Genomic DNA, 25,625 nt, shown 5'->3' on the forward strand with positions numbered 1-25,625 from the left:
CGCCTCGACTCTGATCCACGGGCCACGTTCGTACCCGGAACGGTCACGGTCTGATCATCGCGGTTCGTCGCCACGCAATCGGGCCACCACCGTCTCCGCCGGGCCCGGTGGGCCGAACAGCCGACCCTGGGCGGTGTCGCACCGCAGCGCCCGCAACCGTTCCGCCTGCGCCTCGGTCTCGACCGCCTCTGCGGTGACCCACAGTTCGAGCGCGTGGGCCAGCCGCACCAGCGCGTCGACGATGCGTTCGTCGCGGTGGTCGGCATCGGCCGGCTCGGTGCCTCGGATTCCCTCCACGAACGGGCCGGCCAGCTTCAGGCAGGTGATCGGCAGCCGGCGCAGGTACGCCAGATTGGAATACCCGGTGCCGAAGTCGTCCACGGCCAGCCGTACGCCCAGCGCGGCGAGCCGGTGCAGGGTCCGCAGCGGCTCCCCGGCGGATCCCATCACCGCGCTCTCGGTCAGCTCCAGTTGCAGCAGTTCCGCCGGCAGACCGCTGCTGGCCAGCGCATCGGCCACGGTGTTCACGATGGCCGGGCGGTCGGCCTGGCGGGCGGCCAGGTTGACGCTCACCACCAGCCTGGCGTCGGGAAATTCGGTGTGCCACCGCTGGGCGTCACGGCACGCCTGCCGCAGCACCCACTCGCCCAGACGGACGATCAGGCCGGTCTCCTCGGCGAGCCCGATGAACCGGTCCGGACCGACAAGTCCCAGTTGCGGATGCTGCCAGCGGACGAGCGCCTCGACGGCCAGCACGCGCCCGTCCAGCAGGGACACGATCGGCTGATAGTGCAGCACGAACTCGCCCCGGTCCAGGGCCACCGGCAGCCCGGCGGCCAGTTCCGACCGGGCGATGTCCTGGGCGCTGCGCTCGGGATCGTAGACCGCCCACCGGTCACGCCCCTCCGCCTTCGCCCAGTAGAGGGTGGTGTCGGCCGCCTTCATCAGCTCCACCACGCTGGTGCCGGCGACCGCCGAGTCGACGATGCCGATGCTCGCCGAGACGGCGAGCTGCTGGTCGCCGACGCGCACCGGCGCGGCGACGGCGGCCAGGGCCGACTCGGCCACCGCGATCACGTCCTCGACGGCGGCGACCCCGTCGACCAGGATGACGAACTCATCGCCGCCCATCCGGGCGACCAGATAGCCCTGTTCGGCCACGCAGTCGGCCAGCCGTCGGGCGATCATCACGAGCAGCCGGTCGCCGAGGGCGTGCCCGAGACTGTCGTTAATCGCTTTGAATCCGTCCAGGTCGAGGAAGCAGACACCGACCCGGCCCGGCGCGTCGGGTTGCTCCACCAGGCCGGCCAGCGTGTCGAAGAACAGCGTCCGGTTCGGCAGGCCGGTCAGCGGGTCGTGCAGCGCCTGGAAGCGCAACCGCTGCTGGAGTTCGTACCGTGCGGTGATGTCCTCGACCACGGCCACGGTGAACCGGGGCCGGCCGTCGTCGTGCCGGATCAGCGAGACGGCCAGGTCGGTCCAGACGGCGCTGCCGTCCTTGCGGTGGTAGCGCTTCTGGACCCGGGCCGCGTCGTGCTTGCCCTCGATCAGTTCCTGGTACAACTCCCACATGCCGGCCGCGTCGTCGGCGTGGAACAGCGACGCCACGTTGAGCTGCCGTAGTTCCTCGACCGAGTAGCCGAGCATGTCGGCGAAGGCGTGGTTGACGTCGATGATCGTGCCGTCTACTCCGGCGATGCCGATGCCGATGGCCGCGCCGTCGAAGACCGCCCGGAAGCGGGCCTCGCTGTCACGCAGCGCCGCCTCGGCGTCGTCGCGCGCGTGCCACATGGCGCGGGCGATCCCCTCCTGCTGGACGAAGGTCCGCTCCCGCAACGCGCGGGCGAAGCCGGCCGCGAGGGCACCCTGCATCACCGCGATCCGCTCGTCCAGCCCCGGCCGCCCGGCCACGGCGGCGAGCACCTCGGTCCGGAACCGCTCGCCGAGCGTACGCACCGACCACTCGATCACTCCCGGTTCGGTGAGGTGCGCGGCGACAAGTGACCGCCCGACCTCCTCCGCTGCCGAGGCCGGCGACTCGGCGGAGAGCAGCACCTCCGCCAGCCGGACGGTGTACCCGAGCAGCAGCCGCTCGGTCTCGGCCGCGCTCAGCGGCACGAAACCGAGCCGGCGTACGGCCCGCGCCCAGTCGGCGGCATACCGCTGGGCACCGGCCGGATCGACGGTGTTCCCGCCGGCGGCACCCACGGCGGCCATCGGATCAGCCGGCGGGCCGGTCGTTCCGGGCGACACCACCGAAGGCACCGAAGCGCTGCCCGTCGGCGGTGACCTCGGACAGTGAGTCGGGTCGCCACAACTCCATGTGCACCACCCCCGGGTCCACAATGGTCCAGTCACCTAAGAACCCGGTTATCTCGGCCCGCGAGCGGAGGGTGATCTCCGTGGCGGTACGCGCCGACAGTCGTTGCGCGTCCAGCATCTCCTGCGGCTGGTCCTCGAAGGTGGAGTGTGAGATGACCAGGTGGCTGCCGGGGGCGGCGGCCGCGCGCAGGGTGGCCAGGACGTCACCGGGGCGGTCGGTGTCCGACAAGAAGTGCACCACCCCGGCGAGCAGGATGCCCAGCGGCCGCTCGAAGTCGAGCAGATCGAGCTTGTGCGCCTCGGCCAGGATCCGTTCCGGGTTGCGCAGGTCGGCATGGATGACGCCGGTCGACTCGTTGCCGGCGAGCAGTTCCCGGCTGTGCGCCACCGCGACCGGGTCGATGTCGACGTAGATCACCCGGGCCTTCGGGTTCGTGGCCTGGGCGACCTCGTGCACGTTGCCGACCGTGGGGATGCCCGAGCCGATGTCCAGGAACTGGTCGATACCGGCGTCGAGCAGGGCGCGCACGGCCCGGCGCAGGAACTCCCGCCCGGCCCGCATGGTCGCCGGCAGGTTCGGCGTCATGGTCGCGATCTGCTCGGCCAGTTGCCGGTCGATGTCGAAGTTGTGGGCACCGCCGAGGAAGTAGTCGTACACCCGCGCCGCGCTGGGCCGGGAGAGGTCGATCTCAGCGGGGAGTTCGTCCGGCTTCTGCACTGGCTGCACCTCACGTCGTCGCCGTGGATCGTGATGCTGACCACTCTAGGCGGGTCCGCGGCGCGGGGGGAGATCCACAACGGCCTTTTCCTGATCCACCGCCGGCACCGGCGGCTCAGGCGGCCTCCAGCAGCAGCGCGATGCCCTGCCCCACCCCGATGCACATGGTGGCCAGCGCCCGCCGTCCACCGCGTCGGCGCAGTTCCAACGCGGCGGTGAGCGCGAGCCGGGCACCGCTGGCACCGAGCGGGTGGCCCAGGGCGATGGCGCCACCGTTGGGGTTGACGTGCTCCGCGTCCTCGGGCAGGCCGAGTTCGCGCAGCACCGCGACGGACTGGGCGGCGAACGCCTCGTTCAGCTCGATCACGTCGATGTCGGTCAGCGCCAGCCCCTGCCGGTCCAGCAGCCGCCGGGTCGCCGGAACCGGCCCGATGCCCATGACCCGGGGCGGCACGCCGGCTGCCGCCGTGCCGGTCACCCGGGCCAACGGAGTCAGACCGTACGCGGCGACGGCCGCCTCCGAGGCGACCAGCAGCGCCACCGCGCCGTCGTTGACGCCCGACGAGTTGCCGGCGGTCACCGTGCCGCCGTCGCGGAACGGGGTGGGCAGCGCCGCAAGTTTCTCCAGGGAGGTCTGTCGGGGGTGCTCGTCGACCTCGACCAGCCGGGTCTCCCGCCGGCCCGCCGGCACGGTCACCGGCACGATCTCCTCGGTTAGCCGGCCGTCTGCCTGGGCCTTCGCGGCCCGCAACTGCGACCGGTACGCGAACTCGTCCTGCGCCGCCCGGTCGACGCCGTACTCGGCGGCCACGTTCTCCGCCGTCTCGGGCATCGAGTCGATGCCCCAGCCACGCTCCATCAACGGGTTCACCAGCCGCCAACCGATCGTGGTGTCGTACACCTCGGCGGCCCGGGAGAACGCGGTGGTCGCCTTCGGCATGACGAACGGCGCCCGGCTCATGCTCTCCACGCCACCCGCGACGACCAGGTCCGCCTCGCCGGCCACGATCGACCGGGCGGCGGTGGCCAGCGCGTCCAGCCCGGAGCCGCAGAGCCGGTTGACCGTGCTGCCCGGCACCTGCTCGGGCAGCCCGCCGAGCAGCGCCGCCATCCGGGCCACGTTGCGGTTGTCCTCGCCGGCCTGGTTGGCGCAGCCGAGCACCACGTCGTCGGTACGCGCCCAGTCCACCGACGGGTGCCGCGCGACCAGCTCGCGGATCACGTGGGCGGCCAGGTCGTCGGGGCGGACGCCGGCCAGCGCGCCGGCGTATCGGCCGATCGGGGTGCGGACACCGGCCACCAGGTATGCCACGGTCATCGCGAGTCCTTCGGGGGGTCTGGGAAGGGGTGCGGGGGCGCGTCCACCGGGTCCACGGGGACTGGCGGCCAGGATATCCCCGGCGGGTGCGGATAGGTTGTGGGCATGGTACGGGCCCAGTTCAGCACGGAAACCAGCGGCGGCGGCGCGTTCGTCCGTCAACCCAACCGAACCTCTACCCGATCGAACTGCGTCCGGAGATGGACGCGTTGATGGCCGAGATCCACCGGGACGTCAACAACGGCGTCTACCGATGTGGCTTCGCCACCACCCAGCAGGCGTACGACGAGGCGTTCGAGGGGCTGTTCACCACGCTGGTCCGCTTCGATGTGGCGTAACACGGACACTTCGATTACTACGCCACCCACAACGAGATCAACCCGACCGGGATCGTCCCACTCGGGCCGGACCTGCGCGGCTGGACGACGCCGCACGGGCGTGGCTGAGCGAACGCCGGCGCGGCTGGCCGCCGGTGGCGCCGCCGCCTGCGTCGGCGTCGGGGTGGCCGCGGTGACACTCGCCGTGGTCGCCGGTCCGGCCCCAGGCCCGACCGGGTACGTCAGCGAGGCCGGTGTCGTCGGCAGCGGCTATGCCTGGACGTACCGGATCGGCGTGTTCGCCTTGGCCACGGCGTTGCTCTTGCTGGCCGCCGCGCTGCGGTCCGGCGAAGCGCAACCGGCCGAGCCGACCCCAGCGGGAGCGTGCCGGACCGACTTCGCCCGGCCGACCTACGGCGAGCTTCGCGGCGGCGGCCTTGGGCGCGCGGCGCGCGCCGGGATCGTGCGGTGGATCGCGGCGAGGTGGTGCGGCGATCCAGAAGGCGACCGAGGGTTGCGGATCGCCGCCGGATTGCTCGTCGCGAGCGGTCTGTGGACGCTGCTGTCCGGCGCGGTGACCTGCAGCACCGGCTGTCCGTTGCCGCCGTTCGAGCGGGCCACCGTTGCCGACCTGGTGCACGGCGGGGCCAGCATCGCCGCCACGGCAGCGGTGGTCTTCGCGATGATCACCATCGTCCTCGCCCCGACGGCGCGACGCCCGCTGCGCCGGATCGCCGTCCTCGCGGCCACCGTCGCGCTACCGCTCGCGGGCACCGTCGGCCTGGCCATGCTGTTCGCCGGGCGGGGTTCCCTGGTCGGGGTGCTGGAGCGGCTCCTGCTGGCGGTGGCCGCACTCTGGGGTCTCGCCACCGCCCTCGTCCTGACCGCGCCTCGGCCCGCCGTGACTCCGACCGCCGCCCCTGCGAAGCGCATTACCCGTCCGCCGTGGCCGACCGGACCATCGGTCCCGTCAGGACGGCGGCGAGACGCCCCGCACCGGTGACCGACTCGCTTGAACACTCCTCTTGTCCGGAGGGGCCTCGTGCTCGTTGGCGCGCTCCGAGCAACGACCGGAGAGGCACGGCAGGGCGGTGGCCGGACGAGCTGGCAGCGGCAGCCGCACGATCGTCGGCAGCCGGCACGGCCCACACAGCCGGCGGACGGGACCGCATCACCGGCAGGCGGGCCGCAGGCCGAGACCCGACGGCAGATCAGCCGGCCAGGTGGCCCCAGCGCTGTTCCAGATCACGCCAGGGGCCCTGAGCGGCCACCGTGCCGGCGACGAGCACCACCACGTGGTCGGCCCGTACCAGCGCGGCCCGCTTCGAGGTGGAGCCGACCACGGTGACACCGCGGTCCCGCAACGCCTGCCACAGCGCCAGCTCGGTGGTGACGTCCAGCGCAGAGGAGACGTCGTCGGCCACCAGCAGCTCGGTACGCGGCGCCAGCGCCCGGGCCAGCGCCAGCCGTTGCAGCTGCCCACCGGACAACCGGGTGCCCTTGTGCCCGATGAGCAGGCCGAGCCCGCTGCCGGTGGCGGCCAGGTCGTGTTCGAGCTGGGCGGTGCTGACCGCGTGCGCGGCGTCCACCTGGTGCCCGAGGGTGATGTTTTCGGCGACCGTGCCGGAGAGCACCCGGGGCAGCTGACCGACGTAGCCGACCTGGTTGGGGCGCAGGAACAGCTCCGGCTCGGTCACCGGCTCGTCGTTCCAGGTCAACAACCCGGTGTGCGGGGCGATGCCTGCGAGTGCCCGCAGCAGCGACGACTTGCCCGAGCCGACCGGTCCGACCACGAGGACCAGTTGACCGCGTGCCACGGTGAGGTCCACGTCGCGTACGGCGACGGTGCCGTCGGTGTGCCGGACGCCGAAGCCGACCAGTTCCAGCCGCCGCAGCGGGGTACGCGGAGGCACCGTCGGGACCGGGGCCGTGCCGGCGGCCAGGTCGACCCCGGGCACCCGGGCCGAGTACGCCTCGATCCCGGTCATCTCCGCCGTCCGCCGGGTCCACACCCGCGCCGACGGCACCTGTGAGATCAACGAAGCGGTGGTCCAGGCGAACCAGCGGGCCGCGCCCAGCGTGGCGACCGCGACCAGAGCTGCCCCGGCGGAGAGCCCGCCGGCCAGGAACAACGCCCACACGCCGATCGGGAACAGCCCGCTGGCCACTGCCGGCGTGGAACGCGCCCAGACCTGCACGGCGATCTCCCGGCGCTGCCGTTCGCTGCGTACGGTGTCGAGGTTGGCGAGGTGGGTGAGCACCGGTCGGGTGGCCCCGGCCAGCTTCACCGTGCGCGCCGCCGACAGGGTCGAGACCAGGGCGGTGGCGAAGGCCGCCCGCGCGGCGACGGTGTCCCGTGCCGCCCGTTCCAGCCTCGGCCCGAACGCCGTGGCGGCCAGTCCGGAGAGCACCATGGTGCCGAGGAAGAACAGTCCCGGCACCACGCTGTCGGTGATCAGGGTCATGGCGACCAGCAGGATCAGGCCGACGGACTGGTCGAGCACGTTGTCGGCGAGTTGGACGACCCGCTCGGTGTCGCCGCCCTGAGCCACCACCTCGGCGGGGGTGTGCCGGCTGACCCGGCGCGGACCGGTCTGGCCGTGCACCAGACGCGCGCTGATCCGCAGCATCTGTCGTACCCACCAGGCCGGGAACCACAGGTGGGTCCAGTAGTGCGCCGGGATGGCGATGATCAGCCCAGCCGCGATACCCAGTGCGGGTAGCCAGGGGTCGCCGGTGCCGTCGACCACGTCGGCCCAGAGCCAGGCGAGCACCGGCCCGTCCAGACCGAGGATCGCCAACACGGTGAAGATGCCCACCGCCGCCGCGCCGTATCGGGGATCGTTGAGGCAGAGCCGACCGATCTCCCGCAGGGTCCGCGCCCGGGAGGCGGTTCGCTGATCGCCCCTGCCGCCCGTCCTCTGGTCGAGTGGCGGTCCGCCGAGTTCACGTCCGCCCACCTCGGTTGCCCCGGTCTCCCGGCCCTCCGCCGGCTCGACCGGCTCGGGTCCGACCACCGGTGTGGCAGGTACGACGGCTCCGACCGGCGGGTCCGGCCGGACGGCGTCAGCCAGCGGATCACTCGCCTGGGGCGGACCGGGAGCCCGGATGTCTGCGACCAGCAGACCTCTCGGGTCGCCCGAGTCGGCTGCGATCGCCGCGTCGGCCGGGTGGGCACCGACCAGGACCGGTTCCGGTCGCGGCCAGCCCGACCCGGCCAGCAGGTCGACTTCGGCGTCGCCGGCAGCACCATCCGCATGACCGGCAGCGTCGCCCACGTCGCCAGCGACACCACCTGCGTGGCCGGCCGCGAGGAGTTCGGCGAAGCGCCGCGACTCGGCCAGCGGCGCGGCCTCGATCACCGCCCCGTCGGCCAGCACCACCACCTCGTCGCAGCGGCTCACCGACGACAGCCGGTGGGCGATGACGATGCCGATCCGGTCGCGCAGCAGGCGCTCGGTGGCCTGCTGCACCCGGGTCTCGGTGACCGGGTCGAGCCGGGCGGTGGCCTCGTCGAGGATCACCACGTGTGGATCACGGACCAGGATCCGGGCGAAGGCGACCAGCTGCTCCTGACCGGCCGAGAGCACGTGGCCGCCCTCACCGAGGCGGGTGTTCAGGCCGGCCGGCAGCTCCGCGATCCAGTTGGCCAGCCCCAGCTCGTCCAGGGCCCGGGCGGCGGCGTCGAGCAGTTCGGGGTCGAACAGCGCCACATTCTCGGCGAGGGTGCCGGCGAGGATCTCGGTACGTTGCGGCACCACGGCGATCCACCGGCGCAGCTGCTCCACGTCGAGGTCGAGCACGTCGCGCCCGCCCAGCAGGACCGTCCCCGGTGGCACGTCGACCGCCCGGGTGAGCAGCTTGGCCAGCGTCGACTTGCCCGATCCGGTCCGGCCGACCAGGGCGTACGAGCGGCCCCGCACGAAGGTCAGGTCGATGTCGCGCAGTGCGGGACCGCGATCGGCATCCGGGCCGGTGCTCGGGTAACGGTAGGTGAGGTCGTGGATGACCAGGTCGCCGTCGCTGGGGGCAGCACCGCCGGTGGGTTCCTGCGGCGCGGCCGAGAGCAGTTGTACCCGCCCCCACGCGCCGAGGGCGTACTGCACCTCCGGCACCATTCGGCTGACGTGTTCGACGGTCATGCCGAGGGAGAGCGCGAGCAGCCAGATCGCGGTCATCCGGGCGGCGTCGACCCGGCCGGTGGTCAACGCCCACACCCCGCCGAGCACGACCACCGCCACCCCGGCCCGGGTCACCCCGGCCGCGACGGTGTTGACCTGCGCCGACATCTGCCACACCCGCAGGCCACGGCGCAGCACCTCGGCTGCCCGGCGGGCGTACAGGCGAAGCACGTACGGCCGGGCCAGACTCGTGCGTACGTCGTCCTGGCCGTGGATCGACTCCTCCATCACCGCCGCGAGGTCCGACCAGGCCGCCTCCTCGTGCATCCGGGCCGGGGCGATCCGGGCGGCCGGACGGCGCAGGGTGACCGCGAGCAGGACGCAGAGCAGCAGCATGCCGAGCCCGGCCGGCCACCAGACGGTGAGCGCGACGAGCGTGGACAGCAGGCCGACGGCCAGCGCCTGGGCCAGCCGTACGCCGGGACCGCGCACCCCGGAGGCGACGTCGTAGACGTCGCCGTCGATCCGGTCGAGCATCTCCCCCACCGGGGTGGTCTCCAGGGTGGGCACGGGCTGCCCCAGCGCCACCCGGCACAGCCGGCGACGCAGGTCGGCGGACCAGTCGGCGGTCACGCCGGCCATCACCAGGCTGACCACCAGATCGCTGACGACCGCCGCGACCAACGCCACCGACAGCAGCACGAAGAACCCGACGGAGCGGTGCAGCAGCACCGGCCCGGCGAGCGCGGCGGTGGCCGCCTGGCCGATCCCGCCGAGCAGGATCAGGAAGACCACCAGGGTCATCCGACGCGCGGAGGTGACCCACAGATCACGGAGCAGGCGCATGCGTCGGTTTCCTCCGGTCTGGTGGCGGAGTCTCCAGCCTGCTTCGCCCGACCGCCCAGCTCAACGGATTTTCGCCAGGGGCAGAGCGGGTGACGAGAATCTCCGGCGGGCCGGCTCAGAACAGCACGGTCGCCAGGGTGCCGACCGGCCGGAAGCCGCAGCGCTCGTAGACGCGTCGGGCAGGGAGGTTGAAGTCGTTGACGTACAGGCTGACCGTCGGGGCGACCCGGGACAGCGCGTCAGCGACCACCGCCGCCATCGCGGCGGTGGCAATGCCCCGCCCCCGCCACTCGGGTGCCACCCACACCCCCTGGACCTGCGCGGTGCGCCGGGTGACGACCGCCAGTTCGGCCTTGAACACCACCCGGCCGTCGACGAAGCGGGCGTACGCCCGACCCGAGCGGATCATCTCGGTGACCCGGCGCCGGTACCCGCGCCCGCCGTCGTCGGCAAGTGGGGAGACGCCGACCTCCTCGGTGTACATCGCCACGGCGGCCGGGAAGAGCCGGTCGAGTTCACCGCTGCGCACCCGGCGTACCTGCGGGTCGACGGGGACCGGGGGCAGCGCGTCGGTGACCAGCAACGGCTGGTTCGGGCGTACGTCGCGGGCCGGTCCCCAGGTGTCGGAGAGTCGCTCCCACAGTTGCAGCACGGCGTCGGCGCGCCCGACGATCGAGGAGCAGAGCCGTTCCTCGCCGGCCAGCAGGTCGGCGAAGGCGGCGATGGCCTGCGGGCCGGCCAGCACCGGGGTGAGGTTGCCGCCGAGCCAACAGACGGATTCGAGGTGGCGGCGGGAGCCGTACCCCAGGACCCGGCCCTCGGCCCGCCACCAGGCCAGCCCGCGCGCGGCGACCCGCTCCGCGACCTGCGCGCTCGCGAACGGGTCGAGATCGAGCAACCGCTCGACCGCACGCCGTTCCGATTCCCCGATTTGCCGCACCGGCGCCGTCAGCACGGTTACCAGCCTGCCAGATTCGTTCACTTTCTGTTGGTGGACCGCAACCACCACCGAGCCGATCGCGTGGTCAGTGCACGGTGACGGTGGGGCCGGGGATCATGTCACGTAGTTCCTCGGGTAGCTCGGCGCCCATCTCGTCGGCCAGCCGCAGCGCCTCCTCGACGAGGGTCTCCACGATCTGCCCCTCGGGCACCGTCTTGATGACCTGACCCTTGACGAAGATCTGCCCCTTGCCGTTGCCGGAGGCCACGCCCAGGTCGGCCTCGCGGGCCTCACCGGGACCGTTGACGACGCAGCCCATCACGGCGACCCGCAGCGGCACCGGCAGCCCTTCCAGGCCGGCGGTGACCTCCTCGGCCAGCTTGTAGACGTCCACCTGGGCCCGCCCACAGGACGGGCAGGAGACGATCTCCAGGCCCCGCTCGCGCAGGCCGAGCGACTCCAGGATCTGGTTGCCGACCTTGATCTCCTCGACCGGCGGCGCGGACAGCGACACCCGGATGGTGTCGCCGATCCCCTCGGCCAGCAGCGCCCCGAAGGCGACCGCGGACTTGATGGTGCCCTGGAACGCCGGCCCGGCCTCGGTCACGCCCAGGTGCAGCGGGTAGTCGCACTGCTCGGCGAGCTGCCGGTACGCCCGGATCATCACCACCGGGTCGTTGTGCTTCACCGAGATCTTGATGTCCCGGAAGCCGTGCTCCTCGAACAGCGAGCACTCCCACAGCGCCGACTCGACGAGCGCCTCCGCCGTGGCCCGGCCGTACTTGGCCAGCAGCCGCTTGTCCAGCGACCCGGCGTTGACCCCGATCCGGATCGGCGTACCGACGGCGGAGGCCGCTGCCGCGATCTCCTTGACCTTGTCGTCGAACTGGCGGATGTTGCCCGGGTTGACCCGGACCGCCGCGCACCCGGCGTCGATCGCGGCGAAGACGTACTTCGGTTGGAAGTGGATGTCCGCGATCACCGGGATCTGGGACTTCTTCGCAATCGTCGGCAGCGCCTCCACGTCGTCCTGGCTGGGCACCGCGACCCGGACGATCTGGCACCCGGACGCCGTCAGCTCCGCGATCTGCTGAAGGGTGGCGTTCACGTCAGCGGTCAACGTGGTGGTCATCGACTGGACGGACACCGGCGCGCCACCGCCGACCGGCACGGACCCGACCATGATCTGGCGACTGGCCCGGCGGGGCGCGAGCGGCGGCGGCGGTACGGGCGGCATACCGAGACTGACAGCGGTCACTTCAGGCACTCACTTTGGGAAGAGGGTGATCGGGTTGACCACGTCCGCGGTGATGGTGAGCAGGGTGAACACCCCACCGATCAGAATCACCACGTACGTGAAGGGCATCAGCTTGAAGTAGTCGACCCGGCCTGGGTCGGGCCTGCGCAGCCGCGCGTACAGCCAGGAGCGGGCTCGTTCGAACCAGGCGATGGCGATGTGGCCGCCGTCCAGCGGCAGCAGCGGCAGCAGGTTGAACACCCCGATGAAGAAGTTCAGCGAGATGAACAGCATGATGAAGATTTCCCAGGCGTTGTTGGCGACCGCCTCGCCACCGAGGACGCTGGCGCCGACCACGCTGATCGGGGTGTCGATGTCCCGCTCGCCGCCGGTGATGGCGGTCCACAGCGCGGGGATCTTCTCCGGCAGCCGCTGCAACGCCTGCGCGGTGGCCACCGCCATGTCGCCGATGAAGGTGCTGGTCGCGCCGACCGCCTCCACCGGACCGTAGCTGACCAGGCCGGGGGTGCTGATGACCAGGCCGATGCCGAGGGCGGAGACGTCGCCGACCGGCCCGTCCGGGTTGTCGATCGGTGGGCGCTTGGTGGTCGCCAGCACCGTATCGACGATGCCGGGCTGGCCGTCGCGTTCGTACCCGAGCTGGGCGGTGGCACCCGGGCTGGTGGTTCGCAGGGTGGTCAGCAGCTCGCCGTAATTGGTGATCGGGGTGCCGTTGATCGAGGTGATCCGGTCGCCGTCCTGGAGCCCGGCCGCAGCGGCGGGGCTCGGCGCGTCACCGGTCTCGCAGGCCCGGTACGTCGTGTCCGGCAGGACGCAGTCCTGGAGGGCGATCACCGCCGGCTCGTTGCGGACCTGCTCCTCGGTGCTGGGAAAGTCGGGGTTGGGCAGGCCGAAGGTCATCGCGGCCAGCCAGGCCGCGAAGATCGCCAACCCGAAGTGGGTGACCGACCCGGCGGACATCACGATGGTGCGCTTCCACACCGGGTAGCGCCACATGGCGCGCTTCTCGTCACCGGGCTCGACGTCGTCGTCCTGCGGCGTCATCCCGACGATCTTGCAGAAGCCGCCGAGCGGGATGCCCTTGAGGCCGTACTCGGTCTCGCCGCGCTTGAACGACCAGAGGGTGGGCCCGAAGCCGACGAAGTAGCGGGTGACCTTCATGCCGAAGGCCTTGGCGGTGAGCATGTGCCCGGCCTCGTGCAGGCTCACCGAGATGAGAATGCCGAGGGCGAACAGCACCACCCCGAACGCGAACGACATCAAGCTCCTTCCACCGCAGCAGCGATGATCTCCTGCGCGTGTGCGCGCGCCCACGACTCGGCTTCGAGTACGTCCTCGACGGTACCCGGTTCACCGAAATCGGGAGCCCCCTCCAACACGCGCTGCAACGTGTCGACGATGCCGAGGAAGGGCAGCCGCCCGGCGACGAACGCCGCCACGCACTCCTCGTTCGCCGCGTTGTAGATCGCCGGCCGGCACCGGCCCGCCTCCCCGGCCGCCTTGGCCAGCGCCACCGCCGGGAACGCCTCGTCGTCCAGCGGCGCGAACTCCCAGGTGTGCGCGGTGGTCCAGTCGACGGCGGCGGCGGCCTCCGGCACCCGGTCCGGCCAGCCGAGGCCCAGCGCGATCGGCAGCCGCATGTCCGGCGGGCTGGCCTGCGCCAACGTCGACCCGTCGACGAACTCGACCATCGAGTGGATCACCGACTGGGGGTGCACCATCACGGTGATGTCGGCGTACGGCACGTCGAACAGCTCGTGCGCCTCGATCACCTCCAACGCCTTGTTGACCATGGTCGCCGAGTTGATCGTGACGACCGGCCCCATGTTCCAGGTCGGGTGCGCGAGGGCCTGCTCGGGCGTGACGGTCGTCAACTCGTCGCGCCGCCTGCCACGGAAAGGCCCGCCGCTGGCGGTCACCACCAGCCGGCGTACCTCGCCCCGGGTGCCGCCGCGCAGGCACTGCGCCAACGCCGAGTGCTCCGAATCCACCGGGACGATCTGCTCCGGCCGCGTCACCGCGCCCTTGACCAGGGAGCCGCCGGCCACCAGCGACTCCTTGTTGGCCAGGGCGAGCGTACGCCCGGCGCGCAGCGCCGCCAGCGTCGGCGCCAGCCCGAGCGACCCCACCACCCCGTTGAGTACGACGTCGCACGGCCACTGCGCCAGCTCGGTCATCGCCTCCGGCCCGGCCACGATCTTGGGCAGCTTGAACTCCCCGCTGGCCCAGCCACGCCGACTCGCCTCGGCGTAGAACGCCAGCTGGAGATCCTGCGCGGCGGACGCCTTTGCCACCCCGACCACGTCGACACCGAGTTCGAGCGCCTGGGCGGCGAGCAGCCCGATGTTGCCGCCACCGGCACCCAGCGCCACCACCCGGAACCGCTCCGGGTTGCGCCGCACGATGTCGATGGCCTGCGTACCGATCGACCCGGTACAACCCAGCAGCACGAGATCACGGGGGGACGTCACGCCGCCCATTGTTACGCACTGCCGCTGAGTGCGAGGCAGGGCACCTTGTTAACGCCCCGGGTGAAGCGGAGGCCCCTGTGCTGACAGGAAGCAGCTACCGTCAGCTCTCCCCGAGCGGGGCATCTTCGTCCTCCAACGGAGCTTCCTCGCCGAGCAGGTCACCCGGATCGACCGAGAACTCGAATGGCTCCCGCATCACGAAGGTGCTCCCGGCCGCAGCGGCGGCCACCGGTCGGTACTCGCCGTCGGTCAGCTCGAACAGTGCGATGGTGGGGACTCGGTTACGCAAGTCGACCCGGAGGAAGAAGGGTACGCCGGCCGTACCGTACTCGCGCGGACGATCGATGATGTCCTTACGCCGGTTGCCGGGCGACACGACCTCGCCAAGCAGAACGGCATGTCTGATGTCCATGGTCGTGCGCCCCCCTGCGGGAACGCGCAGCACGACGAGGTCGGGGATGAACAGATCCTGCCCGGAGACGACGTTCGCCTCCGCGTAGAGCCACAGCTTGGCCTTCCGGGCAGCCTGCTTCAACAGGTACGCGAGGTCTAGCTCGGCATCCTGGTGGTCATATCCGGCGTGGGGTGTCACGATCACGCTTCCGCTCAGGACCTCAACCTTGGGGCCGTTGGTCTCCGGCAACAGGTCGAGGGCGAGCTGGGCGGTCCACGGCTCGTCGTGCCACCGCAGCACGTCGAACGACGGCCCGGCGGGACGGACTTCGACACCGTCGGACGGCGGCTCGGGCACGTACGCGGCCTGCGACATCCGGGCTCACCCCCTCAGCGGAACATCTTGCTCAACTCAGCCTAGCCAGCACAGTCCGCACCGCACGCCATCGCACAACCTGTCCGCCCCGGCACCAAAGAATGTCCAGCGGCGCTGCACCAAGGCAATAAGCGGGACTTATACTTCCGGCGTGTGGGAAGTTAGATTGCCCCCGAGGTCGAGGCATGGTTCCTCGACCTCTGCCGCACCGACCCCACCACCGCCGACCTAGTCTCCGAGGCTCTCGACCTACTCGTCGAGCACGGCCCGGCGTTGGGCCGCCCGTTGGTGGACCGCTTGAAGGGCAGCATGTTCCACCACATGAAGGAACTGCGACCGGGTTCGGCAGGTTCCACAGAGGTCCGGATGATCTTCGCGTTTGATCCGGTCCGGGAGGCAGTATTCCTCGTCGCTGGCGACAAGTCTGGACAGTGGCAACGCTGGTACCAAAGCGCCATAGCGACGGCCGATGCCCGCTTCGAGGAGCATCTGACAAGGCTGAAGGAAGTGCAGCGATGAGCGAGGCAAGGAACTGGCGCGACGTGAAGGACAAGGCCCGAGCCGTCGATCCCGAGTGGGACACCGACGAACGGGTCACTCGGCGCACCCGAATGCGAGAGCAGATGCTCGCCTCGGTCAGTGGCGCGCAGCTGGCCGAGATTCGGAAGCAGCTCGGCATGACCCAAGCCCAACTCGCCGAGGCTGCGGGATTGTCGCAGGCACGCATCAGTCAGATCGAGAACGGCACAGTGACCAACCTGGAGACCCTCCGCGCCTACGTCGCGGGGCTCGGCGGACACCTCGATGTCGTCGCCCGTATCGGGAACATCCACCTCACCGTCGCCTGACCCGTATCGTCGATTCCCGCTGCCTGAATGTGGGTCCCTGCCGCTCGGCAAGTTCGGTGCCGGCGATCGCCGGCACCGAACCACGTCGCGTCGAGTTCAGGTGCGGGGGGTGAAGCGGCCCGTGCGGGTGGCGGCGACGAACCGGGTCCAGCTTGTCGCGGCGAAGCTCAGCTCCGCGCCCTGCCGGTCCTTGCTGTCGCGTACGCCGACCGCGTCGACAGAGCCGGCCACCTCGACGCATTCACCGCTGCCGGACCGGGACGACGTGCGCCACACTCCGTCACGTCTCATGGGTCATCTCCTTCGCGATCGCCGTGACCAGCTCACGGGAGTCATCGACATCGAGCGCCCGCTCGCCGAGCGAGCGCCAAACTTCCTCGTAGGTCCGTATCTCGTGCGGCTTGTCAAGGTAGACCGCGCCGCACGGACCGTCCATGTAGATCGTGGTCGGCTCCGGTTCCCGCACGTCGGTGGGGAAATCGAGCATGGTGAAGGTGCCCGTATCGGCCGAGCGGAACAGCCCGGCGGCCAACGGAAGTACCCGGATCTTGATGTTGTGCTGTCGACCCGCCACCACCAGCGCGTCGAGTTGCCGGGCCATCGCCGCCCGGTCACGCAGCGGCCGACGTAGCACCGCCTCGCTGAGAATCACGTCGTAGTAGGGCGCGCGGGGCACCGCCCGAGCCAGCAGACGTTGTCTGCGCAGTCGAACATCTACCTTGACCTGCTGTTCCGCCTGGGTCAGATCCGGATGGTTCGTCGCGATGACCTCAGTCATGTACTCGACCGTCTGCAACAAGCCGGGTACCAGGTCGGCCTCGTACTTTCGGATCTTTGTCGCGGCGGCTTCCAGGCCGACGTACAGCTTGAACCAGTCCTCGATCGCCTCGCCGTAGCTGTGCCACCAGCCGTGCGCCTTGGTTTCGCGGGCCAGCGACCGCATGGTCTGGATGGTCTCGGGGGTCGCGCCGTACACCCGGCACATGGCCTCCACGTCGTTCGGGTGCATGGGGACCTGGCCGGTTTCGTACCGCCAGATTCGCGGCGTCGACCATTCCAGTTCCTTGGCCGCCGCGACCACAGTCACGTGCGCGTTTTCGCGAAGTTCTCTCAAATACCTGCCGAGTTGCCTACGCGGGACGGTGCTTCCCGGGTCGTCCACGTCATCTCCTCTGCTGTTGTCGCGTAAGGCACCTCATCCCTTGATTCGCATTCTCGCGCAAAAGATTGCGCCAGGCCAGTAGTGAAATGACCATCGTGGATGACCAGCCAATCCCCCTGGCAGGTCACGGCCGGAGCGGACGCCTCCCACGAACCTCATCCCGGCGTCCGCTCCGGCCCGCGACCACTCCACAGAGGAGGATCATGGATGCGATCGACGAAGCCCTCGGCGAGATTCCGCTGCCTCCCTACATCACCGCCGAAGATGTCACATTCGCGCTCCGGGCGATAAGCGTGCACGCCGCAGAACAATGGCCCGACGGCCAACGCTGCCGCAACGACCGGGCACCCCACCCCTGCCGCCTGCACCGCTGGGGCCGCATCCTCACCATGCGCGGCCTCACCGACCAGGAGATCCAGACGATGCTCGCCGAGCAGGAAGCCGCCCGCCCATGATCTACCTGTCCGGGGAGCGTCCACTCCCCCAGCACGCCCGCGCCGCCACCTTCGACACCCGCTGGCGCGGCCTCGACCCGGACCAGGTGTACGCCTACCTCAACCGGCTCGCCGACGAGCTGGAACGCCTGCACCGCGAGTTGACCACCGCCAACACCGAAGCCGAACGCATCCGCCAGGCGCTGCGCCAGTGGCAGACCCGCCAGGCCGCCCACCGCCACTACGATCGCGACTCCCGATGAGCCCGCCCCGGTGGGTGATCCACCTCCCCACCACCCTGACCAGCCTCGACGAGGCGACCGCGCTCGCCGTGGCCCTCCGCGACTCCCTCGGCCACCTGACGGTCATCGACTTCGGCGAAACCACCCTCAGCGAAGAAGACCACCAAAGCCTGCGTACCCGAGTCTGGTGCGACACCCCACTCGACGGCCCCGGGCGCTGCCCCCACCCCAACGCCCACCCGGGCACCTGCGCTCTCGACCGATCTTGACGCCTACTGCCGGACCCAGCTCATGATCTTGTGACCTACTTCTGCCCGTACGATTCGTACGAGTTGTACAATCGAAACCGTGAGTGAGCCCGCAGCCGAACTCCCGATCTCAGACGCCCGCGAGAGCCTCGCGGACGTCGTCTCCCGCGCGCACTACGCCGGGAGGATCACCTATGTCACCCGTCGGGGGCAACGCTTGGCCGCCATCGTTCCGGCCGAGGTCGCCGAGGCCATCGAGCGCGCCGAAGACGCCAGCGATGTCGCCGCCGCCCGCGAGGCCCTGACCCGCATTGACGCCGGCGACACCCCAGTACCGCTGACCGACCTACGCGATGAGCTCGGCTTGTGACCAGCCCGACTCCACCCGCCTACACCGTCCAGGTCGACCGAGCCGCCGCCAAGCTGCTGCGCAAGCTCGACCGCCCCGTGCAGGCCCGCCTCGTCACCGCCATCGCGAATCTAGCCACAGAACCTCGCCCAGCCGGCGTCAAAGCCTTGACCGGCCACTCCAGCCTTTTCCGCATCCGCGTCGGCGCATATCGCATCATCTACACCGTCCGGGACCAGGAGCTGATCGTGCTCGTCGTCCACCTCGGGCACCGCAGCGACGTCTACGACCTGCTCTGAGGCACCCGGCGCACCCCGAGAGCCAAGACCCGAGCCTCATCCGTACGACCCGACCCTCATCCGTAATACGCAGTCGGCACGCAGGATCGTTCGTCACCACCCAACGCCTCCGAAGCGATCGGCGGAGGCTCCCGGAAGGCCAGCTCAGGCTGTACTTGATCTCGCTTGAGCCCGCACCGCACTCCAATAGGCAAGACCTTGTGCGCCCGATTCGTTTCTCAACTCCTGGATGGACTCCGTGGTCATCTCACCCGACACCAACGCGTCCAAATCAGCCTGACTGCGCAACTCGTACGCAACCCAGGACTCGTGACTGTCAGGCGGAGGGATGGCAATGACGTCCATTTCCTCGGCAATCCGTCGCGCCAATCTGGTGATCCGCCCGAGCCGTTCCGATTCGCTGATAGGCTCGTCAAACAACGCCCGCAGCACGTCGACAGACGCAACGACCGCCGGACTCAGCGGTTGCGCCGCCCCCTCCGCCTGAGCCCGGAAGTCGGCTAGGTCACCGATCACCGCAGCCCGCAGTTCCGGAGCCTCATTAAAACCACTCAACTCACGCCAGCGCATCTGTATACCCGCGGCGAAGCTGGGACGGTCGGTATTCTTCAGACCCTGCAGCCGATCAAAGAACACCTGCACCCCCGCGGTGACTCGCTCGGCAGTTGCCACAGAGAGACAATACTCTCTAGTGAATTCAGGCATCGTGTCGTCCTTCACCAGCTCGCCACACGACTCGCGAGGAACCTACCACCGGTTCGCTCGATCAGAGGACCGCAGAAGGCGTCACAGAAGTCATTGCTAGCAATGATCAGCCCTGGTGTCGCATTCAAATTCATTGCCTCCAAGATCAACTTGCCTTCGGCGTGGTTATGACCCAAGAGGATGGGATTCTCGGACACCTTCGGTAGTCCCGGGTAGATGCGGAACGCCTCGTCATCATCCGCAAGTTTCGCAATCTGCGCTGCGGAGATGTTCGAGCGAGCGCCCACCGCAAAAAGATCGACACCCTCAACCACGTGAAGCCCACCCACCGTACGATACCGGGCACCAGCCCCCATTTGCGAGGTGAGCGCATCCACCCGTGCTTGCATGCTGGCCCGGTCAGGCGCGGAACTTCCACCACAGTTGTGGACAAGGACCGGAGTGTTGCCACCTACGACATGGTACGTGTGGGTGTTGGCGACGGTGAGGTTGTGGACGGTGGCGCGGGGGACGCTCCAGCGGTCGATGGCGGTGATCTGGACGTAGGTGCCGGCGCTGGTCTGGAGCCACTGGCCTAGCTGGAGGTCGGTGGCGTCGATCCACTCGCCCAACTCCGGTACCCAGAAGGGGTGGCCGTCGGTGGCGGTGATCTCGGCGTTTTCGCTGCCCTGGTCGCCGTCGGTGTCGATGACGACCTTCACCAGGTCCTTGACGCCGTCGCCGGTGATCGTGGCGGTGACCGTGTCTACCTCGGTACGACCGGTCTCCGGATCGGTGACCACCACCTTGTCACCGGGCTCGACGTCCTCGATCGCCTTGGTTGAGCCGTCGGCCATGAGCACCCGCGTGCCCGGCACGAAACTGTTGCCTGGGCGCTCGCAGGATCCACCGCCCGACGAACCGCCATTGTTGCCGCTGGAGCCGCCGTTGCTGCGCTTGGAGGCACCCGACGAGCCGCCCGGCTTCGAGTCGCCCTTACCGCCGCCGCCACCGCCGCCCTTACCGCCGCCGCCCTTGCCGCCGGCGCCGCCGGAGGCTGCCGACGAGCCCTTCGGGTTGGACTTGGCCTGGGCTTCCTTCTGGACCGGATTACCCGTCTTCTTCGCCGACTGCGTCGCCTTGTTGCTCGTCGAGTTGACCTTGTCGGCGGCCTTCTTCTTCGCCGCCTGGGCGGCCTTCTTGGCCCGTTCGATGGCGAGCTTCTTGGCATTCAGTGCGGCCGTCTGAGCGGCCCGCGCCGCCGCCAACACGACCTCAGCCGCCCGCTTGGCAGCCTGCCACGCCTGGATAGCGTTGATCGTACGGTTGATGGCACCGATGACCTTGGGAGTCTTGAGGATCTTGCCAAACGGGATCGCGCCGAGGATCAGGCTGCCACACGCCCACAAATCCCCGCCGAAGCAGTTCAGGGCGTCGTTGATGCCGATGAACTCCTTCAGGATGTACCACGCCGAATCCAGGATCACCGACATCAGCGAGCGGCCCATGTTGGCCTGCGCCTGAGCGACCATCGCCGACGACAGACCTGCACCGGCCAGCGCCGCCGCCGTCTCCGACGGCGTCAACGCCACCGACAGGCCCGACGGGTCGGAGTGCGTGACCGGGTTGTTGTGCGCGTACGTGAAGCCGTTGTTCTGCACCGGGTCGGTCAGGTCCAGCACCGGGTCCGCGGAGAGGAACCGACCCACCTCCGGGTCGTACAGCCGGGCACCCAACGGCACGAAGCCGGAGGTGTCGTCGCGGACCGCGCCGAGGAAGCCCCGGTTGGTCTGGAGGTTGGCCGGCGTGTCGGCGATCCGCTGGTTGCCGAACGGATCCTGCTTACGGATCCGGATCTGCATTCCGTCGGCGAGGGCCACCTCGGCAGACGGGCTGCCCTGATGGTCGCTGGCGACGGCCATCAGGTTGGATCCGGTGCTGGTGCCGTAGGCGTACCGGGTCACCATTCCGCCCGGCGTGGCGTAGCTGCGCTGGGTGTTGAGCAGCATCCCGCCGTTCTGCACAGAGACCTGGGCCTCACCGAGGTCGAGGGTGGCCTGCTGACCCTGGATCTTCAGCAGGCGGGTGCCGCCCGGCCCGTAGATGTGCCGCGTCTCGTCCTGCGCCTCGAACAGCTGCTCGGGAGCACCACCGGCGCAGGCCGCGAGCACGATCGGCGTGGAGTCGGCGATGGCGGCGTCCTGCACCGCCAGGCACAGGCCGGAGGCGGGATGCTTCAACTGCCCCGTCGACAGCCGCTCCACCTGCTGCGCCGCCGTGCCGTCACACCGTTGCAGGCGCAACGCGGACCCGGCGGTGGTGCCGGCGGGCTGGGCGCACCAGGAGTCGAATATCGACAGAGTGCCCAGGTTGGCGTTGGTCTGCTCCGGTGCCGGGACGAAGGCCCACTTCTGCGCGATGGTCGCGTTGCACGTGTACAGCTGGATGGGACGATTCGGCTCGGCCAGGCTGGAACTCAGGTCGATGCACTTGCTCGCGAGACCCACGTACGCGGTGCGGCCCTTGGTGCCGGAGCCGGTGATCCGTTCGACCTGGCCGTCGTACGTCCAGGACAGCTCCTGCTGGTCGCCGTTGCGCGTGGAGGTGACCGACTTCGTCTCGCCCGTCAGCTCGTACAGCCGCTTCGCCTCGGAGACGATGGCCGCGCCCTGCGGCGTGGTGTAGGTCTTGGTGACGGCGTCGAGGGTGCGCGGCTGGTCGCCCTCCTCGGTGCCGTAGCCGTATCCGTAGGTGGTCTCGATCGGGCCGGTGGAGGTGCGGCCGGTCAGGTCCCGCTCGACCAGCTTGGTGCGGTTGCCGAGCAGGTCGTACTCGTACTCCTGCCAGTAGCCGGTGCCGTCGACCCCCGCCGCCGCGTTCGGTGCCGTCGCGGTGCCCGGACCGGCGCTGCACGACGCCTGGTCCTGGGAGGTCCAGGCGTTGCGGAGCTGGCCGAGCGGGTCGTAGGTGAAGCACTGCCGCTCGGCGATGGTGGTGGCGTGTTCGCGGATCGAGGTGACGTTGCCGGCGTCGTCGTAGCCGTAGGAACGGTTCGAGACGAGGTGGTTGCCGGTGACCTCGCGGAACACCTGCTGCCGGGTGAGGGCGCCGCTGGCGTCGTCGTACGAGGCCATGGTCCACACCCGGTACGGGTGCGCGCCCAGCGTCGAGCGCAACACCTGCCCGTACGGCGAGTAGACCGTTTCCGAGCCGTACCAGTCCTTGCCGGACACCGACAGCGGCAGGCCGTCCTTGGTGTAGCGGACCAGCAGCTTCTCGCTCGGCAGCGAGCCGACCGCCGGCAGCGTCGCCGACTCGGTCAGACCGGTGTCGGTGTACGTGTAGTCGTAGCGGTACTCCCGGTTCAGACCCCAGGTGGTGGCGATCGACTCGGGGAGCGTCAGCGTGGTCGAGGTCGGCTGGTAGTCCTCGGTGTAGCCGCCGACCGACTGGGTGTACGGCAGGCCGTCGGTGTACCGGGTCGACGTCGCCGGCAGCCCCTTGCCGCAGGCCACCGTGTCGTAGGTGTAGTCGGCCAGCAGTTCACCGCCGCTGCCGCCGAGCCGCTGCTGGGTGGGGCGGGACAGTTCGTCGTACCCGTTCCAGACCGTGATGCCACGGGCGTTGGTGGTGGTCAGCGGCCGGTCCCGGTGGTCGTACGTCATGGTGGTGGCGCCGGTGTCCGGGTCGGTGGTCCGGGTCAGCCGGCCGCGCTGGTCGTACGTCCAGGTCCACGGGACCGGGTTCGCCGAGTGGGTGGCCTTGGCGAGCTGCCCCCGCGCGTCGTACTCGTACCGCATCGCGGTGAAGTCGGTGCGGGCGGCGTCGCGGAAGGTGTCGACCCGCGTGGTGCGGCCGAGACCGTCGGTGTGGAGCCGGTACGAGGCCGCGCCCGCCGGGTTGATGACGGTGGAGTGGTCGAGGCCGTAGCTGTACCGGGTGGCACGGTCCGCGTACTCGGCACCGTTGAGCAGCGGCAGTTCCTCGACCACCCGACCGAGGCCGTCGTACGTGTAGCGGGTGGCGTTGGGCACCACCGTGTCCGACTCGGGCGTGAAGAGCCGACCGATCGGCGAACCCTCGGCGAAGTAGGCGTTGTTGGTCTGCCAGACCTCACCGGCCGAGTTGTAGAGCGTGTCGGTGATCAGCCGCCCGCCACCGGTCGCCTCCACCTGGGACTGCCGTTCCCGGCCGAGCCCGTCGTAGATGGTGACCGAGGTCTGGATCCGGTCCTCGTGGCCCCGGGCGAAGGTGGTGACGTACGGCGGCTTGCGGATGCTCTCGCCGGGGTTCTCCGGGTCGGGCACGATCGCCGGGAGGGCGTACTCGGCACGGAAGTCGGGCACCAGGGCCGGCGACGGGGTACGCCCCGCGGCCCACGCCTTGACGAGGCGGCCGAGCGCGTCGTATTCGGCGTGGCTGACCTGGTCGTTCGGGTCGGTGGTCCGGAGGGTGACCGCGCGGCCCGGATCCAGTTCCCGGGTCTGCTTGTGCCCGAGGGAGTTCTGCTCGCTTACCGCGTACGCCTGACCGCTGGCCGGGGTGTAGGTGATCCGGGAGACCTTGTTGTCCGGGTCGGTGCGGGTCAGCACCCGGCCGATGGCGTCGAAGGTGGTGGTGCCGTCGTTCTGGAAGCCGGAGCCGTCCGCCTTCAGCGACCAGGTCTGGGTGGCCAGGCCCCGGGTGGTGCTCGCCGACGGCCCGGCCGACACCACCGGTGACCAGCTGCCCGACATGCTGATCGTCAACAGCGACGGCCACCTGCGGACCTACATCGGCGACGCCGGTGGCGAGTTGTACGACCACCTCGCCGCCTCGTACACCGAGAAGGGCGAGCAGAACCCGCCCGGGCACTGGTACGACCCCGCCATCGGCAAGGCGGCCCTGATCACCAAGCACTCCGACGGGTACCCGGGCGACGGGCTCACCGACCTTTTCGCCCGTACCCCGGACGGTGGCTTCTGGCTCTACCCCGGCGACGGCTACGGCAGTTTCAACGTGGACAAGCGGCTGCGGATCATGCTGCCGTCGAATGCACCGGCCCCGTCGACCTGGACCCAGATCAAGGCGCTCGGTGACATCACCGGCGACAAGCGGCCGGACCTGGCCCTGCGTTCCGGCGCCGACGGCAGCATCCGGCTGCACCGTCCCTCCCTCACCAACATCGACGCGTCGGTGCAGGTGGTCCTGTCCCCGGACTACTCGGCCTTCCGCGCCTTCGGCTGACCCGGCACGGCCGCCGCCGTTCCGCCGGCTGTCGAGCCGAACCGTTCGCGCCGGCCCGTCGGGTCGCCGACCATTGATCGGTGCGGCGCGGGGTGACAGCGAAGGTTGCCGCAAGGACCGACGGGGAAATGGAGCGCGATGGGCGGTGCGTGGGAGCGGACGAGGCGGATCACCAATGGGGCTTTCCGCCCGGTCCGTGGCCGGGATCTGTCGCTGCACGCCGCCTCGATCACGTTCTACGGTGCGATCGCCGTGGTGCCGGTGGCCCTGCTGGCGATCTGGCTCACCTCGCTGCTGGCGGGAGCGTCCCAGGTTCGGCGGCTCACCGGGTACGCCGTGGAGGCGCTGCCGGACGCGATCGGTGCGCCGCACGCGGTGGCCGCGCTGGTCGAGGCGGGGGTCGGCCTGACGCCGTGGCTGGCGCTGGCCGCGCTGCTGCCGGCGTCGCTGTACGGCGAAGGGCTGCGCCGGGCGTTCGTCTCGGTCGCCGCGCCCCGCTCCGACGAACACCTGATCGGCTGGCGGGGCCGGCTGTTGCTGCTGCCGCTGCTGGCGCCGGCCCCGGCGCTGCTGCTGTCGATCCTGCTGGCCCTGCCGACCACCACCGGGCTGGTCCGGCGCGGCGGTTGGGCCGGCGCGCTGGGGGTGGTGCTGTCGTTCCTGGCGGTGTGGCTGGTGCTCACGCCGGTGCTGATGTGGGTGTTCCGGGTGGTCGGCCCGGCCTCGCCGGACTGGCTCTCCACGCTGGGAATGGGCTCGTTCACCGCCGCGAACCTCTCCGGCTTCCTGCACGGTTTCGTGCTCTTCGCCTCGTTGCCACTGAACCTGGGCGTGCCCTTCGGTGGGCTCGACGAGGTGGGTTCCGCCGTGGCGATCCTGCTCTGGCTCTACGTGTTCCACGTGATCGTGCTGGCCGGCTACTCCGCCACCCTGGCCCTCTCCGCCTGGCGCACCCGCCGCTCCAGCTCTGTCGATCATGAGGTTGACGGTGCCAATGAAGATCAAGAGTGCCGCTAACCTCATGATCAACACAGGTGTGGCGGGGTGAGAACG

Annotated in this window: 21 protein-coding genes and 3 pseudogenes; 11 read left to right on the forward strand and 13 right to left on the reverse strand. The window is 70.2% G+C overall.

Annotated features, from left to right (window positions below):
- Window positions 1–54: 54 nt before the first annotated feature.
- The 3 genes from AC2CHE_RS10545 to pcaF all read right to left on the reverse strand — a co-directional run bounded on the left by AC2CHE_RS10545 (window position 55) and on the right by pcaF (window position 4,358).
- The gene (locus AC2CHE_RS10545) at window positions 55–2,217 is read right to left on the reverse strand and encodes a putative bifunctional diguanylate cyclase/phosphodiesterase (RefSeq protein ID WP_484504714.1); all 2,163 of its coding nucleotides are present in this window, start codon (window positions 2,215–2,217) and stop codon (window positions 55–57) included.
- Window positions 2,218–2,221: 4 nt separating this feature from the next.
- Window positions 2,222–3,040: an SAM-dependent methyltransferase gene (locus AC2CHE_RS10550; protein WP_484504715.1), complete on the reverse strand. Its 819-nt coding sequence runs from the start codon at window positions 3,038–3,040 to the stop codon at window positions 2,222–2,224.
- 115 nt (window positions 3,041–3,155) lie between these two features.
- On the reverse strand, window positions 3,156–4,358 hold the full coding sequence (gene pcaF, locus AC2CHE_RS10555; protein ID WP_484504716.1) for a 3-oxoadipyl-CoA thiolase: 1,203 nt from the start codon (window positions 4,356–4,358) through the stop codon (window positions 3,156–3,158).
- A 167-nt stretch (window positions 4,359–4,525) separates the two neighbouring features.
- On the opposite strand from pcaF, the pseudogene AC2CHE_RS10560 reads away from it, so the two are divergent.
- Window positions 4,526–4,804, forward strand: a pseudogene (locus tag AC2CHE_RS10560) (glutathione S-transferase family protein); the annotation flags it as partial.
- A complete protein-coding gene (locus AC2CHE_RS10565; RefSeq protein WP_484504717.1) occupies window positions 4,797–5,678 on the forward strand; it encodes a DUF998 domain-containing protein in 882 nt (293 codons plus the stop codon). The pseudogene AC2CHE_RS10560 and the gene AC2CHE_RS10565, both read left to right, overlap by 8 nt.
- A 208-nt stretch (window positions 5,679–5,886) precedes the next feature.
- Here AC2CHE_RS10565 and AC2CHE_RS10570 read toward each other — a convergent pair whose 3' ends face one another.
- The 6 genes from AC2CHE_RS10570 to AC2CHE_RS10595 all read right to left on the reverse strand — a co-directional run bounded on the left by AC2CHE_RS10570 (window position 5,887) and on the right by AC2CHE_RS10595 (window position 15,080).
- Complete coding sequence (locus AC2CHE_RS10570; protein WP_484504718.1) at window positions 5,887–9,642, reverse strand: ATP-binding cassette domain-containing protein; 3,756 nt, start codon at window positions 9,640–9,642, stop codon at window positions 5,887–5,889.
- Between the two features lie 115 nt (window positions 9,643–9,757).
- Window positions 9,758–10,597 (reverse strand): GNAT family N-acetyltransferase, encoded by an 840-nt coding sequence (locus tag AC2CHE_RS10575; RefSeq protein WP_484504719.1) that lies wholly within the window; start codon window positions 10,595–10,597, stop codon window positions 9,758–9,760.
- 70 nt (window positions 10,598–10,667) lie between these two features.
- Window positions 10,668–11,840, reverse strand: a complete 1,173-nt coding sequence (gene ispG, locus AC2CHE_RS10580; RefSeq protein WP_484504720.1) for a flavodoxin-dependent (E)-4-hydroxy-3-methylbut-2-enyl-diphosphate synthase — start codon at window positions 11,838–11,840, stop codon at window positions 10,668–10,670.
- A gap of 9 nt (window positions 11,841–11,849) precedes the next feature.
- Complete coding sequence (locus AC2CHE_RS10585) at window positions 11,850–13,100, reverse strand: M50 family metallopeptidase (protein ID WP_484504721.1); 1,251 nt, start codon at window positions 13,098–13,100, stop codon at window positions 11,850–11,852.
- Window positions 13,100–14,311, reverse strand: a complete 1,212-nt coding sequence (gene dxr, locus AC2CHE_RS10590) for a 1-deoxy-D-xylulose-5-phosphate reductoisomerase (RefSeq protein WP_484504722.1) — start codon at window positions 14,309–14,311, stop codon at window positions 13,100–13,102. The genes AC2CHE_RS10585 and dxr overlap by 1 nt, the downstream gene beginning before the upstream one ends.
- Window positions 14,312–14,411: 100 nt before the next feature.
- The gene (locus AC2CHE_RS10595) at window positions 14,412–15,080 is read right to left on the reverse strand and encodes a Uma2 family endonuclease (protein WP_484504723.1); all 669 of its coding nucleotides are present in this window, start codon (window positions 15,078–15,080) and stop codon (window positions 14,412–14,414) included.
- 165 nt (window positions 15,081–15,245) lie between these two features.
- Between AC2CHE_RS10595 and AC2CHE_RS10600 the strand changes: the two genes are divergently transcribed.
- Both AC2CHE_RS10600 and AC2CHE_RS10605 read left to right on the forward strand, forming a co-directional pair.
- On the forward strand, window positions 15,246–15,599 hold the full coding sequence (locus tag AC2CHE_RS10600) for a type II toxin-antitoxin system RelE/ParE family toxin (RefSeq protein WP_484504748.1): 354 nt from the start codon (window positions 15,246–15,248) through the stop codon (window positions 15,597–15,599).
- Window positions 15,596–15,928 (forward strand): helix-turn-helix domain-containing protein, encoded by a 333-nt coding sequence (locus AC2CHE_RS10605; protein ID WP_484504724.1) that lies wholly within the window; start codon window positions 15,596–15,598, stop codon window positions 15,926–15,928. The genes AC2CHE_RS10600 and AC2CHE_RS10605 overlap by 4 nt, the downstream gene beginning before the upstream one ends.
- Window positions 15,929–16,024: 96 nt before the next feature.
- Here the strand turns inward: AC2CHE_RS10605 and AC2CHE_RS10610 are convergent, their stop codons facing one another.
- Complete coding sequence (locus AC2CHE_RS10610; RefSeq protein WP_484504749.1) at window positions 16,025–16,204, reverse strand: DUF397 domain-containing protein; 180 nt, start codon at window positions 16,202–16,204, stop codon at window positions 16,025–16,027.
- 4 nt (window positions 16,205–16,208) lie between these two features.
- Window positions 16,209–17,090, reverse strand: coding sequence for a helix-turn-helix domain-containing protein (locus AC2CHE_RS10615; RefSeq protein ID WP_484504725.1), 882 nt, complete (start codon window positions 17,088–17,090; stop codon window positions 16,209–16,211).
- A 203-nt stretch (window positions 17,091–17,293) separates the two neighbouring features.
- Between AC2CHE_RS10615 and AC2CHE_RS10620 the strand changes: the two genes are divergently transcribed.
- The 5 genes from AC2CHE_RS10620 (at window position 17,294) to AC2CHE_RS10640 (ending at window position 18,662) form a co-directional block, all read left to right on the forward strand.
- A complete protein-coding gene (locus AC2CHE_RS10620) occupies window positions 17,294–17,545 on the forward strand; it encodes a hypothetical protein (RefSeq protein ID WP_484504726.1) in 252 nt (83 codons plus the stop codon).
- Entirely contained in the window at window positions 17,542–17,787 is a 246-nt protein-coding gene (locus AC2CHE_RS10625) for a DivIVA domain-containing protein (protein WP_484504727.1), read from the forward strand. Before AC2CHE_RS10620 ends, AC2CHE_RS10625 begins: the two co-directional genes overlap by 4 nt.
- Window positions 17,784–18,035: a hypothetical protein gene (locus tag AC2CHE_RS10630; protein ID WP_484504728.1), complete on the forward strand. Its 252-nt coding sequence runs from the start codon at window positions 17,784–17,786 to the stop codon at window positions 18,033–18,035. The genes AC2CHE_RS10625 and AC2CHE_RS10630 overlap by 4 nt, the downstream gene beginning before the upstream one ends.
- A 79-nt stretch (window positions 18,036–18,114) precedes the next feature.
- Window positions 18,115–18,384 (forward strand): type II toxin-antitoxin system prevent-host-death family antitoxin, encoded by a 270-nt coding sequence (locus AC2CHE_RS10635; RefSeq protein ID WP_484504729.1) that lies wholly within the window; start codon window positions 18,115–18,117, stop codon window positions 18,382–18,384.
- Entirely contained in the window at window positions 18,381–18,662 is a 282-nt protein-coding gene (locus AC2CHE_RS10640; protein ID WP_099847134.1) for a type II toxin-antitoxin system RelE family toxin, read from the forward strand. Before AC2CHE_RS10635 ends, AC2CHE_RS10640 begins: the two co-directional genes overlap by 4 nt.
- A gap of 144 nt (window positions 18,663–18,806) precedes the next feature.
- On the opposite strand, the gene AC2CHE_RS10645 is transcribed toward AC2CHE_RS10640, so the two are convergent.
- Window positions 18,807–19,382, reverse strand: coding sequence for a hypothetical protein (locus AC2CHE_RS10645; protein ID WP_484504730.1), 576 nt, complete (start codon window positions 19,380–19,382; stop codon window positions 18,807–18,809).
- Between the two features lie 389 nt (window positions 19,383–19,771).
- A pseudogene (locus tag AC2CHE_RS10650) lies at window positions 19,772–24,031 on the reverse strand (ricin-type beta-trefoil lectin domain protein); the annotation flags it as partial.
- Between AC2CHE_RS10650 and AC2CHE_RS10655 the strand changes: the two are divergent.
- Window positions 23,991–24,467: pseudogene (locus AC2CHE_RS10655) on the forward strand (hypothetical protein); the annotation flags it as partial. The pseudogenes AC2CHE_RS10650 and AC2CHE_RS10655 overlap by 41 nt on opposite strands.
- A gap of 243 nt (window positions 24,468–24,710) precedes the next feature.
- Window positions 24,711–25,589: a YhjD/YihY/BrkB family envelope integrity protein gene (locus tag AC2CHE_RS10660; protein ID WP_484504731.1), complete on the forward strand. Its 879-nt coding sequence runs from the start codon at window positions 24,711–24,713 to the stop codon at window positions 25,587–25,589.
- Window positions 25,590–25,625: the final 36 nt, after the last annotated feature.

It is taken from the genome of Micromonospora sp. ATLC16 (assembly GCF_057196645.1).

What these genes read in the sequence shown, in the direction of transcription:
- AC2CHE_RS10545 (WP_484504714.1), bottom strand. Translation starts at nt 2,217, where the DNA reads ATGGCCGCCGTGGGTGCCGCCGGCGGGAACACCGTCGATCCGGCCGGT.
- pcaF (WP_484504716.1), bottom strand. Translation starts at nt 4,358, where the DNA reads ATGACCGTGGCATACCTGGTGGCCGGTGTCCGCACCCCGATCGGCCGA.
- AC2CHE_RS10570 (WP_484504718.1), bottom strand. Translation starts at nt 9,642, where the DNA reads ATGCGCCTGCTCCGTGATCTGTGGGTCACCTCCGCGCGTCGGATGACC.
- AC2CHE_RS10585 (WP_484504721.1), bottom strand. Translation starts at nt 13,100, where the DNA reads ATGTCGTTCGCGTTCGGGGTGGTGCTGTTCGCCCTCGGCATTCTCATC.
- AC2CHE_RS10595 (WP_484504723.1), bottom strand. Translation starts at nt 15,080, where the DNA reads ATGTCGCAGGCCGCGTACGTGCCCGAGCCGCCGTCCGACGGTGTCGAA.
- AC2CHE_RS10605 (WP_484504724.1), top strand. Translation starts at nt 15,596, where the DNA reads ATGAGCGAGGCAAGGAACTGGCGCGACGTGAAGGACAAGGCCCGAGCC.
- AC2CHE_RS10620 (WP_484504726.1), top strand. Translation starts at nt 17,294, where the DNA reads ATGGATGCGATCGACGAAGCCCTCGGCGAGATTCCGCTGCCTCCCTAC.
- AC2CHE_RS10625 (WP_484504727.1), top strand. Translation starts at nt 17,542, where the DNA reads ATGATCTACCTGTCCGGGGAGCGTCCACTCCCCCAGCACGCCCGCGCC.
- AC2CHE_RS10630 (WP_484504728.1), top strand. Translation starts at nt 17,784, where the DNA reads ATGAGCCCGCCCCGGTGGGTGATCCACCTCCCCACCACCCTGACCAGC.
- AC2CHE_RS10660 (WP_484504731.1), top strand. Translation starts at nt 24,711, where the DNA reads ATGGGCGGTGCGTGGGAGCGGACGAGGCGGATCACCAATGGGGCTTTC.